This window comes from Acinetobacter sp. ANC 4779 (assembly GCF_004331055.1).
GTDB lineage: Bacteria > Pseudomonadota > Gammaproteobacteria > Pseudomonadales > Moraxellaceae > Acinetobacter.
Genome location: NZ_SJNU01000018.1, coordinates 19166 through 35975 on the forward strand (window position 1 = coordinate 19166; position 16810 = coordinate 35975).

A 16810-nucleotide genomic window follows, 5' to 3' on the forward strand; every position below is an offset into this window, starting at 1 on the left:
CAATGTCTGAGTTGGCAATAAAGTTAAGAGAATACTCCTTTGATGAAAATCAAATGAATGGATTTATTATTGATAGAGCTAGAGAGCACTTTATTGAAGCGAGGTACATAGAAAAATTTGAATTTCAAGAAATTATTAAAGACCCTTTTGGGAATGAAACTATTTACAACAAAATATCCTATAAGGAATCTAGTATAAGAATTTCAGATGACACATCTATAGGATTAGAATTTATTAACCCTCCTAGAGGCATTCAAGGGTTAATTAGCAAACTATTACAAGCTTCAAATTTTATGCTCACAATTACCCCATTAAAAATAGATCTATTAAAATGGATTAATTGTTTAGATAACGCTCTCAGTAAACAAGCTAATATTAAATCTATTCAAATTTCTGGTTTAGATTTAGGATCTGGTGTTTCAGCAAAAACAGTAATTAAAGGACAAAAAAATGTTTTAGAGGCCACTAAGACCCTAACATTAGAAAGAAAGTTCAATTTGGAAAAAATCCAAGCAACTTATAATGAATTAGGTTCAATTTTAATTACTAATAATGGTTGTGCGAAACTTGATAAAGATATTTACCATGGACACATACAAGCATTTAGACAATCATTATCTTTAATTATAGATTAATTTTGTTAAGAAAGGCTGAAGTATCAATGTCTAAGGCTTTAACTAATCCAATAACTCAATGAAATCTATTCTGTATTTTCTCAGAAGCCAACCTGCGTATCGAAATACTGATCAATTAAGCTGTCATAGATAAAAAAACCGCCATTTTGCCGGTTTTTTTATTTCTGGATGATCTTGAATAATCAACATGATGCTAATTTTATAAAATAAATCATAACTCATTGAGATCAAATATTTTTAAATTTCATGAGAAGCACTTATTCTTTATATAAAACCCTCTCATTAATATAAAAGAATATTAATCAACTTTGAAATGTGACTCATCGTCCGTGGACTCATAGTCTACAAAACTTATTATAAGAACAATCAAAAAATTGGACCGCTTCTGCAATGGAAGAAGAACTCCTAAAAAATTTTGGAAATCATCTAAAAACCCTCAGAAAAGATTATGGCTTATCTCAAGAAGCTTTAGCAGATAAAGCTTGTCTAGACCGAACCTATGTTAGTGGAGTTGAAACAGGGAAAAGAAATATTTCTTTAAAAGCTCTGAATTCCATTGCGAAGGCATTAGACAAAAACTTATCTCAGCTATTTGATGGTATGTAATGGTTATTGAATATACAGGAAATAAACTACCTGGGAAGACTCAGTTTTCTGGTAGAAGACGAACAACAACCCGAAAATCTGGATTTTCTAGTCATGAAAATTCGACGGGAGGAGAATATAAAATTGAAAATCAAGACACCTATATCTTAGAAAAAGGTGAATGTCTTAGCTTGATATTTAATATTCCAGATCATAATCCTGATGACTTAGTTGCTTTTGGTGGATGGTATTTTTCAGATCATTTCCTAGATATAAATATTGAATTGGGTGGTTTTACAAAAAAAACACTCACTGATTGGAAAGAGGGTAATTGGGCAAAATTTGGTTCTATGGGTTTTTCTAGCACCAAAGAAAACATTCCATGGACAAGAATATCGTTTAAAGCGTTAGAAGATACGAAAATATCTTTCTATGATATCGGATGTGGAATAGTTGCTCATAAGCATATAGATGCCGCTAAAGCTAATCCCGATAAGAAACATTTACTAAATAATATGTATCAATTTGCACCAGAAGCAAATTTCTACGTAACAGAGGGTGAGGTTTCAATTGTAATCAATGATGATAGAAATTTGGAATTAGAAAGTACAAAACCCACTTCTATATATCTAAAATCTTGCAATCGTTGCGCTAGGTTCTTGCCTATTAATATTAAAGACGAAAGATATCATTTAAGTTTTTCAAGTCATTGTGTGGCAAATGCTCCTTGCACTCACACCGGGTTTGGAAAACTTAAGAATATTCAAGATGAGACTTATTTAAACTTACATCATGGTTTTCAACTCGAATGTAGATACTGTAAAAAGTTTGAGGTTAATGCAGCACACAATCCTCAACGTACCGCAGATCAAATGAAAGAAGATGGTACTAGAAGACGACACTTTGAGTTACTTTTAACTCATCTTTTTAAAGGTAGTCCTCAATTAAACTATAGAAAAGAGAATCCTGGAAAAGAATTAACAACCGATATATGGGAGAAATTCGGGAAAAAATGCTTTAAATGTCAGGCCGATATTCCATCTGCTAGGGAAATGAACTTAGATCATACACGACCTCTAGCTTTACTTTGGCCATTGGATAAAACAGCTACTTGCTTATGTAAAGGATGTAACTCCCAAAAAAGGGATAGACCACCTTCTGAATATTACGCAGAAAATGAAATTGAAAAATTATCAGTTATTACAGGCATTTCTATTGAAGATTTAAATAATCCAGGACCAAATTTAATAGCAGTTAATAAATTAGTTTCTGATTTAGATTGGTTAATACTAGAGTTCTGTCACAAACCTGAGTTAGCAAAAGAAAGAGATGGAAAATTAACAGCTGAACTTTTCCTAAAGGCGTTGCAAAAGACATTAAATAAAACTGAGTTAGGTCAGGTTTATGATCTTTTAAAAATATATAATCAAAAAAATGCAGCTAAATAGCTGCATTTTATTTAAATAAATAAGATACCTTAAGGTATCTTATTTATTTTTTTGATAAAACTAGATATTGATGTCCTTTTACTCCACCTTTATCCTTAATCCCATGTTTTTCACAGTGCTCTACAGACTCTGTGAATATATCTTCAACTTTAAAGTATTTTTCAGCATAGCTCTTTAATGATTCAGCCATATCACACTTATCACTATGTCCCAAATGGAAGACGGCTACACCATTATCTACAAGACGCTCATAACTTTGTTTGAAAATAAAATCATAAACATCAAAATTCTTTTTCTGCATTACTTCTATAAAAGACTTAGGGTTTTCTTGAAAATTTTGCTTATTCCATCCACAAAACCAATATCTCATCCAATTAGTCATATAGAATTTTGTACTATCAAAGAAAGGAGGTGATGTAATAATCGCATCAACTTTTTGAATTTCCAGAGGCCATTCGTGAAGAATATCTGCTAAAAAACATTTAGCTGGAGCTAAATCTAATAATTCCTGAGCTTCAATAGATTTTTTTACTTTATTCGTTAGTTTTTCCACCACATTTTTATATATGAAATCACCTGTTGGTGCATAAGGAGTAATGGGATGACTATTACGGCTTAAAGCATATGGTCTATTTCCATGCAAAATATGCAACATACATGAAAAAACTAGAGACCAATTTTCTGATTCAGGCTCTTTATATTTAAGAAAAAACTCTCTAGCTAAGAGGATTTCTCGAAAAGTATCTTCATGAAAATATTCTGGAATTGTCTTATTAAAAGCTACTTCTTTTGATTCAGATATACTTTTTTCTTCGGGAGTATTATTACTGATAAAGTCACTTAGCATATCAATAATTTTAAAGACTTCTGTTGGATTATGCCTTTTCAATTTAGCATTTGATACTGATGTAGCAAGCAAACCAATATCCAAACCAAAAGAATAACGGCCATTTATAGCAGCCTCAAACGGAATAGTGCCTGAACCACTGAATGGATCTAAAACAGTATCCCCTTCTGAAGAAAATGTATCAATTAGATGGTATGCTAAAGCAGGTTTCATTTTACCTTGATAAGAACAAACTGAGTGTAAATCAGATCCCCAATTTCTTTTTGAGAATGGTTCATTCATATGAGGAAATTCTATTTTAAAGCTTTCCCATTTCACTAAAATGTCAGATAGTTTTGTACTATTCATATTTATTTACTATCCTCTTTTTTAAATACTAATAAAAACTGACCTAACTCAGCTCCACCGTTAGAGTGTCTTTTCCTTAATAAAATTTCTTCGTATAAAGAAAAACCTAGTTCTTGAGCAATTTTGATTAGAATTTTATGAGTTGGGATATATACATTTGCATAAATACTATCCCCAATATCAATGCATATCACACCATCTGACTTTGTATGATGCATTAGGCCTTCTAAAACTATTTTCATTTCATAAAAATATGCAGACATCATTTTAGCAATTCTAGAATCATATGCTTTTTCTAAGAGTTCGATATATAAATCAGATATTAAAGGTAGGATTTCTTTACCTTTATCTTTTGTTACATCATTTATTCCAGATGTTACTACCTGATCTCTAAAGGTTCGAAGACTTTTATTATTCAAAAGCTCTCTTATAAACCATAGTTCAAGCTTTGTATTTCTGAAATAATTGGTCCCATTCAAATAAGGAGGGCTAGTGATAACTATGTCTGCTTGAACACTTTTAATTTCTAAAGTTTCTTTTGAGTTATTTGCTAATAAATACATTGGAGCTATGGCTTGAGGACAATTTTTACAGTCTTCCATCATCAATTTTAGCTGTTTAATTACTGAAGAAATTAATTCAGGTACTCCTTTGGAAAGTTCTTTAGCTGTTTTAAAACGGACATCTCCTGATCTTTTTAATAAAGAGCACTTCACTAGACAAGATATTACTGCCACCTCCAAAGCCTCAGCTAAAAGTATATCTTTTGACAAAATCTGATCAATTAATGCTCTAAACTTTAGTACTTTTTCAAAGGTGTCTTGAGAGAAAAACACACTTTTATCAAAACAATCATAATATTTAGCTCTTAGCTCCTCAGAAGCTTCGATCCCTAGAATATTTTTACTTAGATTTTCACTTAATTCATTAATATTTATTAAAAAATTAACTTTATCCTCATCTGACAAATTAAGAATTTTATTTTTAATTGCAGTTACTTTCCGAAGAACAGGGTTAATTTCGCAATAATAAGATGTACAGCCTAAAATTGAACTATTAACAGGAGTAGTTCCAACTCCAGCAAAAGGTTCTAAAACAATTTCAGCATTAGGAGCATATGTTTTTAAAATTTGGTTAACAAATGATGATGAAAACCCTTCTAAGTATGAGTACCAATCATGTAAGTACTCTCCTTTACCACCTGAATGGGTAGTATGTTTACCTTCAATTTCAAAAGAGGATTTTTGGAACAGTTCTACTTGCATAATTTAAATAATCTATTAGCTAAGATTGAAACTCTTAGCTCTGAGCAATAAAAATAAATGATAACATTATGTTGCTTATAGTCAACATAATACGAAGATTATCCCCACTATTGAAAACTCATTTTCAGAAAAATAACACTGATTGTATAGCTAAACTTAAAAATTACATTATATGTCGCAATGTTATTTCAGTTACTGAATTCTAATTTTCGGAAGTGAAAACTTATGTATCACATAACATCCTTTTCTTCTTTTATATCTTCAGTGATTTTTATCATCCAGTACATAAGAGCAAAAAATGGAATAAGCAGAATTAAAAAATAGAGAACACTAAAATTCAGAAAGTATCTGGAAAAAGATAAGCCTGTCAGTAAGACCAATACAGAACAGACTGTATAGACAATTTTATTGCGCTTGCTAATCAGCTCGACAATAGAAAGACCCTCATTTTTCATTCAGTGTTCCTTAATAGCTTGTGCAGTATTGCACCTCTCTGTAGCCATGCAGAATATTCACCAAAACCATCAATTGATTAAGATAAGTGCATGGCAATCCATTTAATTCAGGAAATTTTTCCCACATTAATTGCTTATCTTTATAAAGAAATCCATTTTTAATAAATTTCTCCTGTCCAGATAGATTAAATTTCATCTGTTCAAGATTCTTAAAATGGCCGACTACATCGTCTGGAATTGGCATATTGAGAGCCACGCTCTTACCATTTAACCAGTATTGGATTGGTCGGACGTTGATAGATTCATTAAAGCCAATAGTTTTGAAATAATCCCGAATTGCTTCGGCATTATAGAATCCCAATGATTCAGTTAGCAGCTTAAAATCTGCATTTGTCATTATGTGCCGTCCTTATTTAGATTAAATTTGATTATATAGTCCACAGGTGGACAATACAAGCAATATTAAAAGTTTAACCCGCTATTAGTTTTAGTCAGATATAGACTGCAAACAAAGTTGTCTGGTACATATTTGCTAAAACGTCTAATTTCAATGCCTGGACAATCGCTGCAAGCTGCAGCAATTGTCCAGGCATCTACTTTACCCATTTACTTGAGATCCGCACATGGTAGATCAGAGCAAAGTGTCTACTTTCCGAACTGACGCAATCAGTTAAATTTCTCCCTCCCTGATTACCGTTTAATTTTCAAGCGAGATATAAAAAACCACCCTAAATAGGTGGCGACTTGGATACTATCGGGATATGTCTTTATTTTTATTTCTTTCTTGAGTTTTAACTGGTTGTTGTGCGGGTTGCTGTTTTGGCGAATTAACATCATAAGCTGTTAATTTTGGCTTGTGAAATTTCTGATTTTGAATATCGGCACTATGTTGAATCTGAAGCTTAGTTTTATCGTTTTTAGTTAGAGCTTTTTCTGTGGTTTCTTTCAGTTTACTTAAACTTTGAGCTTCCCACTTTCCTTTATTTGCTAGAGTTTGGACTCTTGCTCCTGTCGGCACTCCTGTTTTTGGATCAATTTCTTTTGTATTAACTTCGACTTTGCTAGAACCTTTATAGGTTAAGACAATATCATCATTTTTAATGATATTTTGTTCTTTCAGAGTACGTTCCAGATCTTTAGCCCAGACTGTATTTTTTTCACCTTTACTATTTTCAATAGTTGCAAAGTAACTGCTGCTATTTTTAGGATCATGCTGATATGGGGCTGCGCCATGATCAACTAGCTTTCCAACATGCATTTTTTTCTGATTAAGTTGATCAATTGCAACGTCTATACTTGCTGTCCGTTGCTTGTCTGTGAAGCCATCAGCTTTCATTTTTTTATCGAAAACTGTCAAAAGTACTTTTTCCTGTTCTGACAGATTATTCATTTTTTCCTTACGTTCCTGTTCTGGATTTGCTTTGGCCTGATCCTTTAGAGGTTTCTCTTTTTGGCGATCTGCGTCCTTATTAATAGTGTTTTGAACTACCTCTTTACCCTGTGATTTTTTCATATCATTGAGTAAGGCTATATCTATATCACGAGGTTCATAGCCTTTTACTTTCATGTCTTTCATTGAAGCTTCAAGCCAGACATTACGTTTAAATTCTTCAGATCCTTTAACCTTAATTGTTTCCCATTTTTTAGCTTGTGCCACTTCCACCATTGAAGCAGCTATATGTTTATCATCAATTGTGGTTTTTAAGGTTTTTCCAGAATCTTCAAATGCTACTTTTTCAGGATTACCTTTAAAGTGATATTTATCATCTACAACATAATATTTATTGAGTAATGCTTTTGATAAGCCTTCCTCACTAGATTCCTTATCATCATTTTTTAGCTTTTTAGTATTAATTACCTTTGTTTCTTCAGATTCCTGATTGATATCTTTTAAACCTTTTGAATGGTCTATATTTTCGACTTGTTCAATTGAATTAACTTCAGCTTTTTTAGTTTCTAAAGTTTGACCAAGTTTGGTATAGCCTGCTAATTGTTCTTTATTTGCTTCAGTCATGATCAAGTCCTTAATACAGTTTTATTGAATAGAGATATTTTGGCGACGTGCTGCTTCGTCAATAATCATTTTTGTTTGAATATATTTATCTGTTAAAAGCGCAATTTTTCTTTCAGTTTCAGTGCTTAAGTCTTGATTTTCCTGATACAAAGCTATGCTTTGCATATAATCTTTTACAGTATCAGGTTGATTAACCACTTTAGAAGAAAAGCCGTTAGGACTGGTCACAGCTTTATTTGAAGTACAGCCCACAACTGGAACAGATAGAGCAAGGCTAATTAATGTAAGAGAGATTTTTTTCATAATACTTTCCTTATTTAGAATCTAATTGGTTTGAAAACGCCTGATAAACGTCATCAATATCTGAATTAGTTATTTGTTGATCATCAACTGCAACCATGCTGGCCATTGGATCTGGTTCATCCACTGCAACCAGATTTTCCATTTCTGCAATCATGACCATTGGATCTGGTTCATCTACTGCAACCAGATTTTCCATTGGATCTGGTTCATCTACTGCAACCAGATTTTCCATTGGATCTGGTTCATCCATTGCAACCAGATTTTCCATTTCTGCAATCATGGCCATTGGATCTGATTCATCTACTACAACTAGATTTTCCATTGGATCTGATTCATCTACTACAACTAGATTTCCCATTTCTGCAATCATGGCCATTGGATCTGATTCATCTGCTGCAACTAAGTTTTCGACTTGATCAGATTCATCTTCAGGACTAGCTTCGACCTGGCTAAAGAAGTCATCAACAATACTTTGCGCTTCAGTATCTTCTTCCCATACAACAGCCCCAAAAAATTGGTCTACAACTTGCAGACATTCTTCTTCTTTAGGATTTTCTGGATCTTTAAATACTGATTTATCGAGCTTAAATTCAGGGATAACCAAGCTAGAAATATCTAACTGCTCCGCCTGTTCTACTGTAGTAATTGCAGTTATACGCTTTTCAATTTTTGCCTTATGCAGCTTTACGTCCAGATCAGGAATAGGAATTGAAAGTTCTAGATCTTCAAAGGCAATCTTTTCTAATTGTTTATGGGTTGGAAAACCTTTAATTGTTGACATGCTAGGAGAAACTGACTTTAAGCGATCCACAAAAGCACTATCATTAAAATATTTTGCCTTCTCACACATGATCGGCTTTGTACTTTCCATAAAGATAATTTCTTTATCTTGTGACAATTCTTTTAGCTCTTGAGGAAGCATCAAAGCTCGTCTTTGGTCTGATTCATTTTCTGAATTAGAGCCACCTTGCCCCCATGCCATAGAACGGCTTTGGCCTTTAGATTTTGCTTTAAAAGTGAAATAGCCAAGCATTTCGCTATATTCATTAGCATCTCGTTGTTCTCTCGGCGGGTAGATGATTTGCAAAGCATGGTTAGTCACCAATCCTCTAGTTTGGGTTTTATAAACGTCCTCTAACTGGCCAATAGACTGAATAATTGTTAATAAACGAATGTTATAACCCGCAATAAATGAGTTGGCGTCTGCAATTTTCGCCACTTTACCAACAGCCGTTGCTTCATCATTTACAACCAAGCACTGATATTTTAAAGATGAATCTTGTTGTGGTAGGGTTTTCAAATTCACATCAATCAATAGTGAATAGAATAGATTGATTAAGTTTTTAGCATCCCCTAAGCGGTTCGGTTGGACACCAAAGTAAATAGACATTCTTTGTCTACGTACATCTTCAAGTCTAAAATCACTTGATGAGGTTGCAGCATCCACAATCGGGTTTGCAAAAATTGTTAGAGGTGATGTGAAAGTAGAAATGATGTTGCCGAGTGTATTATCTGGTGAGCTTAAAAAACGGTTTAAGGCATCTAAACAGGTATCACTTAACGGCTTATCACTTTGCTGTCTTTCTTCAATGATAGATCTAATATGATCTTGAATCGGCTTGCCTTTACCCGAACTCTGTCTTAAAACTTCCCCCATAGTTACAGGCAGATCTTCAGTTTCAAATAGGTATAAAGCTAATCCAAGAAATAAGTTATTAGCATTGTCATTCCAGAAGTCAGTTTTCGCATCACCAGTCACAGGGTAAAAGCTTCGCCCAATAGCGAGAATTTCACCTACTCTAAAATTTTCGTCATGACTAACTGTGTCAAATGGATTCCATTTATGAGATTTCAGATCTTCAGAAAATGGGCTGAATAGATAAACTTTCTGGCCATTTTTAGCTCGAAATTTAGAAGTTAAAAGAAAGTTTTCGAGCTTCAGATCCAGTACAACTACACTATCCGAATAGTTCAGAAGATTAGGAATAACAACAGCTACACCTTTACCGCTTCGTGTCGGAGCAGCCAGAAGTACAAATTGCTGACCGCCAAGCATTAAATACTTATTGTTATATTTACCTACCAAGATTCCCTTATTTCCCATTAATCCTGATTTCTGAATTTCTTTAGTAGTGGCAAATCTGGCATCACCGTGTAAGGACTGCTTTTTATTAAACAGGCTAGCAATGATTAAAGCAGGGAGAACAAAAGTGATGAATAATGCAGCGACCAAGGCACCTTGCAGCTTTTTCTTTTGTGCAGGTGCAGTCTGTGAATATAAATCCCAATAATAGCCCCAAGTCGAAAGATTGACTTCAGGAAATGGATTGGTTTTATTGGATAAGTAATAAAGAACACCGGCCAGATACTTAGCGATAAAGAAACCAACAACCGCTAGAAAAAGAGCAAGGAGCAGAATCAGGATTTTTTTGTTCATGCTCGATCCCCGACAATGATTTCTGCATCTCCAAATTGAGCTTTAACTTTAGACACAGGATCAAATTTTATTTCAGAGATAAAGCGTTCTTTACCTATTAAATTGCTTTCATCATCGTATTTTTTCTTCACTTCAACATGAACAATAATATCAATTGTTAAAGCAACTAATTCTTTCAATGTGGTGGCATCATAGATATTCGCTTGCTCATGTTCTTTGCACATAAAAACATAGCGATCATAAGCCAGTGAACAGCTTTCAGCATGATAACTTGTGATAGAGCCACTGTGACCAGTTGTAAGCAGTTTCAGAAAGTCAAAAGCTTCCCCACCTCGTAATTCCGCAAGTAATACACGGTCTGGCTTCATACGCATATTACTGGCGATTAAATCTGATGGAGTTACCTTAGCTTTACCTTGACCACCTTTGGAATACAATAAGTGAACCTTGTTTTCATGAGGAACAAAAAGTTCACGTACATCTTCAATCGTTACAAGCCGTTCATCTTTAGGAATGTATTGACAGATTGCTTTCATGAAGGTGGTTTTACCCGATCCAGTATCACCAACAACCGCAATATTTTTTTTACATTGAACAGCGAATCTGAAAAACCCCTCAAGATCTTTATTTTCTAAAGACTGGACTAGCTTTATATCTTCAGCACGTAATACAGATTTAAACTGATCAAATTCTTTAGATTTCCCATATCTGAAGTGATCAAAAAATCCTTGTTCTTTGTATTCCTGAAAGGATCTGTTCGATTCATCAGGAATACGGATCGTCATTGATACTGTTCCATGTTCAATTGCTGGCGGTAAAACAATTTGAATACGCTCACCGTCAGGCAATTGAGCAGAAAGTATAGGATTCTCTTGGCCAATTCGTTGATTGGTATAAGTGGCAATAACATTTGCTAAAGCTATTATTTGTCCCATATCCAGATTAACAGAGTGTTTTTCCCATCCCTTATTTGATTCTGTCCAAACTTCATTTGGGGTGTTAATTGCAATTTCTGTTACCCCTTTAATTTTTAAGAATTTCTCTAAAGGAAGTAATAGCTGTCTAACCATTACATCCTTACTTAAAATATTATTTTGCGCGGAGTTCATACACACCTCTAAAATCAATATCTTTGGCCACGTAAATTGAAGCTACATCACCCTGATTTTTATAAATTGTTGGCTTGATATTGATTGTTTCATTCAACACTGTTTCAGCCATCGACTTACCCATGTCTGAAGTGTTTTGAAGCATGTACGGAGTGCTATTATTTCCCCCTGTTTCTTTAGAAATACCGTAAGCAATAGCATCTTGTACTAAAGAAAGCATGAAAGCTGCACCGATACGTGCGCCCCAACGGTTATCGACTCGACCACTTAAACCACCAGTGCCTAGATGATCTGCTGCGGGAGAATCAATATCGACAATTACACCATGCGGAGTTTTTAGGCGTGACCAAACAATCCCTAAGCGTCTTTGTCCTTGTGCTGCAATGCTTTTATATTCTCCAATGACTTCAGATCCCGCTTCAGCAAGTACTACACGACCATTATCAGAATAAACAGGTTGTGGAAGGACACATGAAGCCATCCCGCCAATTTCTGAAACAACTTTAACTGACAGGTTGCAACGTATTACACGACCTTTAGCAATTAAGTAATTTCGATCCCCGATGAAACGAGCTTGAACTTTATTAGATGACAGTCTAGCCATGTTTGTCGGGGCTTGTTGTGGTTGTTGTTGATGTTGCTGCACAGGTTCATCATCATGAGCCAAAGACATCAAACCAGATCCAGAGAAACTACCTGAACGACCAGTATTATTCTGATCCTGTTCATATTGACGCATCATGCCTGTTACTTGGTTATAAGCTGCTTGATGATTCGTGCTAGATGGTTGGCCAACCGCCCCGCCCTGTTGCGAAGGATTCACGAAGATCCCGCCACCGTAACGGCTACCGTTGTTTAAAGGTACATATTGAGCTTGTTGTTGTGGCTGTGGCTGAATCACTACAGGTTGTTGATTTACTTGTTGCTCAACTACTGGCGCAGCTTCAGATTGTCTTAAAATCTGCTGACCATTCTGGCATTGAAAAACCAACATACCGTTATAGGTTAAAGCATTGCCGTTATTGTCCGTTAGCTGTCTAGGAATACTTTGATCTTGGCATATGTCTAGGCTTTGAAATTGAGCATTTTGATTTGCATCCATTGGAACAGGATCAGTATTAGTAAAATCCCGTCTTTTAGTTGAAGCATCTAAGCTTGGATCTATCTGATTATCTTTTAATTGGGCTGCTTCTTCAGCATCACTACTATCTGAAAAAAAGTTATAGGCAAAGACAGCTAGAACCGTAAAAAGCACCGCCATAACTGCAATAAACGCTATTTTTTTACCTTTTCCATCTTCCTGATCCCCACGCTCATTTACAGACACAATGCCATTTTCTGAATCGTCAAATTGTTGATCAGGAGCTTGTTGATCATTTAATGGTTTTTCATCATTAATATTCATTAGTTCATATCCCCAGTAATGACACGCTTAACACCATCTACAGTAGTGCCATCTTGAGGAGCGACACCCACAGGATCATAAGATTCATTGAAAATGCTCACTACGCCTTTCCCTTGACTTAAAACAAATTTTTTAGCTAGAGCTTCAACAATTAAGAGTTTTGGATCTTCTTTACTGATGTGGAAATTAACTTTTTCTTCCCCTTCTGTACCTTCAATAAATACGACTGGAATATCTGTATTTCCTTTGAATCGCATATAAGTAAAACGTCCGTCATCAAATAGCATTTCTGGAACAAAATGCTTTCCTTTGCTGTTTGCAGATTGACGGTAATTCCAGTTTTTAGGGATTGGTGCGGCATTGGCCAAACGATGCTGTAAAACCAAAAATTCAGTCAGTTGGTTTTCTTCTTTTAATTGTGCTGCATAGGCGTTATAGCGTTGAGCTTCTTCCTGTTTCCGTTTTTCTTCTTCTTCTTGTGGATATTTAAAAACGACACGGTACATCGGTTTTTCTTTTGCATTACTTAGAACTTGAAAATCAAAACTATAATCACGCTTATTAGTGCGTAATTCTAAGTTATTCCGAGTAGCCTTATCCTTTGGCTTTACCCATACTAAATTTGATCCAGTATCCGCAAAAATACACCAATTAGTGTCATCCTTTTCACAATCTGAAGGGTATCCAGTAGCAGCACCACGTTCTAAAATTCTTTCGCCTTCACTCAATACAATGCGGGTTACAGTGCCTTTTTTAACAGTAATTCGATAAACATCATTGGGAACATAATTAATTGTTCTAATGCGTGAATCGGTAGGTAAAGCTTTAGGCGTAATGGCTGCATAAGAGATTCCATTAACAGCCAAGCCCAAAGCAAGAATTAATTTTTTCATGTAATGATCCTTTTATTACATTCCTTGTTGAGCTTGTGGAGCTTGTTGTTGAACAGCCGCCCCGCCTTGTTGGATCGGTACATAAACTCGCTGATTAGGTTCAACAACCGTAGCTTGTGCTACAGGTTTGCTAGGAGATAATTCAGGATCGACACGATAGCCCACGACCTTAAAGCCGAATGGATTTTTAATTAGATCTTTTTCTACCAGTTTATTTAGATTGTTCGGAGCATATTCATATCGAATACTTGCAATATAATATTGTGGCTGTTCATCACGATTAGCTTCGACTGAATGTAAAGTCTTAGTGAAGCGAACACTAGCGGTAAAGCCTGTTTCATCCTGATTAGTCTGGACAGAAATCACATCGACCTTTAATTCATATTGCTTGCCGTATTTTTTATCTCTGGCACTGTCACCTTCATAAAGTGAAGTAAAATCATTGCCTACCTGATTACTACTCATAGTCATGACTAAATCATAGTCTGGCTGCAATAACGGATAGAAATAACTCTCACGAGCCGTTACATAGCGAGTAATGTTATTTTTATCAATTAATTCTTGTTTGCCTTTCACTTGCTGATCATCAACAATCCCCACGTATTCAACATTTCCGTGAGCTTTATCTACTGTAAAAACAACAGGTACAGTTTGGCGCATCGGAGCTAATGTGACTAATCCTATAGCTTCTAAAACAGCCACGCCCACCGCTACTTTTGCAACAGTCCAAGCTTTACGTTCTGACTTGGCACGTATCGCATTAATATCTGCTTCCCAATCCATAGCTTTTTCATAACTTTTTGATTCTTCAGCAGCAGATACTTTTTTAAGTTTGTTCATGATAGACCCGATAGACCCTATTAGAGTTATTTCTCTAAGTATGCCAAAAAATATAAAAACCGTAAACCAAAATAATATATTTTGGTTTTAATAATTCAATGTTTTATGAAAAATTTCAAAAAAAATACCCATTTCAAAAGAAATGGGTTTTTTTTTAAAAGATTAGTTACCAGTATAGCCGTCAAGAATGTTGCCCTTTTGAGCAGCACGTTTTAAACGGCCTTCGATTTCAAGTTGCTGTGCTGCATCTTTTTGAGCTTGCGCTTGTGCCTGCATCAAAGCAATTCGGTTTGCATCATTAGCAACTTGTGTCTGTTCTGCTTGAATCCTAGCTTGTAATTCAGCAATAGCTTTAGCATCAGTAGTGTTATTGATCTGTTTACGCAGATTATCAATCTGCTCAGTACGCAGATCTGCAACCCCTAACGCTTTCTGATTTAAAGCCTGTGTTTGTGCATTGTTATTCAATGCAGCTTGACAGGCTTTATAGTTCTGGCCAGTTCTAGAAGTACAGTCATAAACCATTGTGGCATCACGAATGTTTCTAGCTGCTGAAGTCATTCCATTGACACCACCGTCTTGGATGCCTCTATAAATGTCAGCAACATCACTTGGAATCACATCATTAAGATATGGATTATTAACAGCATCACCGAAACCACGAATACCAGTGATTGAATCGTATTGCTGTTTTGCCTGTTGGATCTGGTTCACCATCTGATTGTATTGCTCACCCCAAGCCACCACATTTTGAACGGCTTGAACAAGGTTAGCACCGTCAATGACAGGAATACCTGTAGCATTGGCTTGACCACTAATGAATAAAGATGAACCTAAACCCAAAGCTAACAATTGTTTTTTCATTAGAAAAATTCCTATTTGTTTCTTTTGAGGTTAGAAAGAGTGTGTCGTTGATATAACGGCTTAGATCCTCCTGTAGTGGAGCTATTGGAATTATTAGAGCTGCTAGAATTCCCTTGAACACTTCCACCAGTCGTAGAAGTAGCTGATGAGCTATCAGATTTAGAGTTACTTCCTCCACGGCCTTTAGTCATAGCTTGAGCTACAGCACGACCAACACCTTGAACACCCGCCCCACCTGTTATGGCTGAAGCCATTGTTGGAATGTTCCACATAATCACTACAAGAATTCCCGCAACAATACAGAGAGAAACTACTGAAGTAAGAATGTCACCCGCATCAAAGTTATTTGTGATTTGCGTACACATGCCTGAAACGAAGGCAAAGAGCATACTGATAATTGCTGTGATAAAGCCTATTGTGAAAACATAGCTAAGTGTCTGGGAAAGCCAACTTTCAAAATATTTTTGTGTAGCAGGGAACATCGCACACAGAATGAATATGGGACCAACGCCTAAACAAAGTTGCAGACTAATTTTTGCCAGTAGATATAGACCAGTACCAATAAAGAACAATAAGAATTGAGCAGCAGAAACAATACCAGCAGATAAATACAAGCCAATATCAGGGAAAACACCAGAAGCTGATTGAGCTTCTTCACCTAATTTCTGGATTAATTCACCCCACGGCACACTTACCTGATCCAGTAAAGCACCTAGCGAAGTTTCACCACCTGGACTAACAATCTGAATTAAACCTATGGTCAGTCCGTTAATGGCTTCAACTACAAAGGACTGATAAACCCCTGCACTTAAAGCAATTCCACCAACAAAAGCTATCTTAAAAAACTTCCATAAAGCGGTATAAATGGAATCCTCTTGTGCGCCAGTCGCAATGTTGTAGCCAATAATCAGGATATAAATTGTTGCAGCAGTCAAAGCTATAGGAACAATTGCAGAAGCAATATTACTACTAACACCTGTAACGTAACTTGCTAATAAAGAATCAATTTTTGTTTCTAATGTAGTAATAATTGCCATTGCAATCCCCTATAAATCCTTAATTATTTTGAATCTGGGTTATATCCATCGAGGATATTTCCCGAACCCTTTTTAGTATCTGGTTTTGTTGGTTTTGGGGGTGCAGAAGGATCATATCCATCAAGGATATTCCCCTTTTGTGATGCTCTTGCTTTGCGCTCTTTCAATTCTTCTTGCTGTGCAGCACTTAAATCTTGAGGTTTCAATTGTTGTTCAGCCTTCACTTCTTCTTTTAGCTGTTTAACCTGTTCCTTATCATCGGAACATGCAGTTGTTAAAGTAGAAATAACTAACAAGCTTGAAACTACTAAAAACTTAGTCATGA

General features: G+C 35.4%; 17 protein-coding genes. 3 read left to right on the forward strand and 14 right to left on the reverse strand.

Annotated elements, in window-relative coordinates:
* Positions 1-2: 2 nt before the first annotated feature.
* The 3 genes from E0H80_RS15665 to E0H80_RS15675 all read left to right on the forward strand — a co-directional run bounded on the left by E0H80_RS15665 (position 3) and on the right by E0H80_RS15675 (position 2668).
* The gene (locus E0H80_RS15665; protein WP_131367259.1) at positions 3-635 is read left to right on the forward strand and encodes a hypothetical protein; all 633 of its coding nucleotides are present in this window, start codon (positions 3-5) and stop codon (positions 633-635) included.
* 390 nt (positions 636-1025) lie between these two features.
* Positions 1026-1241, forward strand: a complete 216-nt coding sequence (locus E0H80_RS15670) for a helix-turn-helix domain-containing protein (protein WP_131367261.1) — start codon at positions 1026-1028, stop codon at positions 1239-1241.
* A complete protein-coding gene (locus tag E0H80_RS15675) occupies positions 1241-2668 on the forward strand; it encodes a hypothetical protein (RefSeq protein ID WP_131367263.1) in 1428 nt (475 codons plus the stop codon). The genes E0H80_RS15670 and E0H80_RS15675 overlap by 1 nt, the downstream gene beginning before the upstream one ends.
* A 43-nt stretch (positions 2669-2711) precedes the next feature.
* Here the strand turns inward: E0H80_RS15675 and E0H80_RS15680 are convergent, their stop codons facing one another.
* The 14 genes from E0H80_RS15680 to E0H80_RS15745 all read right to left on the reverse strand — a co-directional run bounded on the left by E0H80_RS15680 (position 2712) and on the right by E0H80_RS15745 (position 16808).
* Positions 2712-3863 (reverse strand): DNA methyltransferase, encoded by a 1152-nt coding sequence (locus E0H80_RS15680; RefSeq protein ID WP_131367265.1) that lies wholly within the window; start codon positions 3861-3863, stop codon positions 2712-2714.
* A 2-nt stretch (positions 3864-3865) separates the two neighbouring features.
* Positions 3866-5128: a hypothetical protein gene (locus tag E0H80_RS15685; protein WP_131367267.1), complete on the reverse strand. Its 1263-nt coding sequence runs from the start codon at positions 5126-5128 to the stop codon at positions 3866-3868.
* 230 nt (positions 5129-5358) lie between these two features.
* Positions 5359-5583 carry a transposase gene (locus tag E0H80_RS15690; RefSeq protein ID WP_131367269.1) on the reverse strand — a complete coding sequence of 75 codons (225 nt, stop codon included), beginning with the start codon at positions 5581-5583 and terminating at the stop codon, positions 5359-5361.
* A 10-nt stretch (positions 5584-5593) separates the two neighbouring features.
* Positions 5594-5980: a hypothetical protein gene (locus tag E0H80_RS15695; protein WP_131367271.1), complete on the reverse strand. Its 387-nt coding sequence runs from the start codon at positions 5978-5980 to the stop codon at positions 5594-5596.
* A gap of 354 nt (positions 5981-6334) precedes the next feature.
* The gene (locus tag E0H80_RS15700) at positions 6335-7597 is read right to left on the reverse strand and encodes an LPD7 domain-containing protein (protein ID WP_131367273.1); all 1263 of its coding nucleotides are present in this window, start codon (positions 7595-7597) and stop codon (positions 6335-6337) included.
* Between the two features lie 21 nt (positions 7598-7618).
* Complete coding sequence (locus E0H80_RS15705) at positions 7619-7900, reverse strand: hypothetical protein (RefSeq protein WP_131367275.1); 282 nt, start codon at positions 7898-7900, stop codon at positions 7619-7621.
* 10 nt (positions 7901-7910) lie between these two features.
* The gene (locus E0H80_RS15710; RefSeq protein WP_131367277.1) at positions 7911-10337 is read right to left on the reverse strand and encodes a type IV secretory system conjugative DNA transfer family protein; all 2427 of its coding nucleotides are present in this window, start codon (positions 10335-10337) and stop codon (positions 7911-7913) included.
* Positions 10334-11446 (reverse strand): P-type DNA transfer ATPase VirB11, encoded by a 1113-nt coding sequence (virB11, locus tag E0H80_RS15715; protein ID WP_131367279.1) that lies wholly within the window; start codon positions 11444-11446, stop codon positions 10334-10336. Before virB11 ends, E0H80_RS15710 begins: the two co-directional genes overlap by 4 nt.
* Complete coding sequence (gene virB10 / locus E0H80_RS15720; protein ID WP_131367281.1) at positions 11427-12851, reverse strand: type IV secretion system protein VirB10; 1425 nt, start codon at positions 12849-12851, stop codon at positions 11427-11429. Before virB10 ends, virB11 begins: the two co-directional genes overlap by 20 nt.
* On the reverse strand, positions 12851-13744 hold the full coding sequence (locus E0H80_RS15725) for a TrbG/VirB9 family P-type conjugative transfer protein (protein ID WP_131367283.1): 894 nt from the start codon (positions 13742-13744) through the stop codon (positions 12851-12853). Before E0H80_RS15725 ends, virB10 begins: the two co-directional genes overlap by 1 nt.
* Positions 13745-13759: 15 nt before the next feature.
* Positions 13760-14527 carry a virB8 family protein gene (locus E0H80_RS15730; RefSeq protein WP_265937231.1) on the reverse strand — a complete coding sequence of 256 codons (768 nt, stop codon included), beginning with the start codon at positions 14525-14527 and terminating at the stop codon, positions 13760-13762.
* A 219-nt stretch (positions 14528-14746) separates the two neighbouring features.
* Positions 14747-15448: a P-type DNA transfer protein VirB5 gene (gene virB5 / locus E0H80_RS15735; RefSeq protein ID WP_131367288.1), complete on the reverse strand. Its 702-nt coding sequence runs from the start codon at positions 15446-15448 to the stop codon at positions 14747-14749.
* An 11-nt stretch (positions 15449-15459) separates the two neighbouring features.
* Entirely contained in the window at positions 15460-16485 is a 1026-nt protein-coding gene (locus E0H80_RS15740; RefSeq protein ID WP_131367290.1) for a type IV secretion system protein, read from the reverse strand.
* Between the two features lie 23 nt (positions 16486-16508).
* Complete coding sequence (locus E0H80_RS15745; RefSeq protein WP_131367293.1) at positions 16509-16808, reverse strand: hypothetical protein; 300 nt, start codon at positions 16806-16808, stop codon at positions 16509-16511.
* Positions 16809-16810 lie beyond the last annotated feature (2 nt).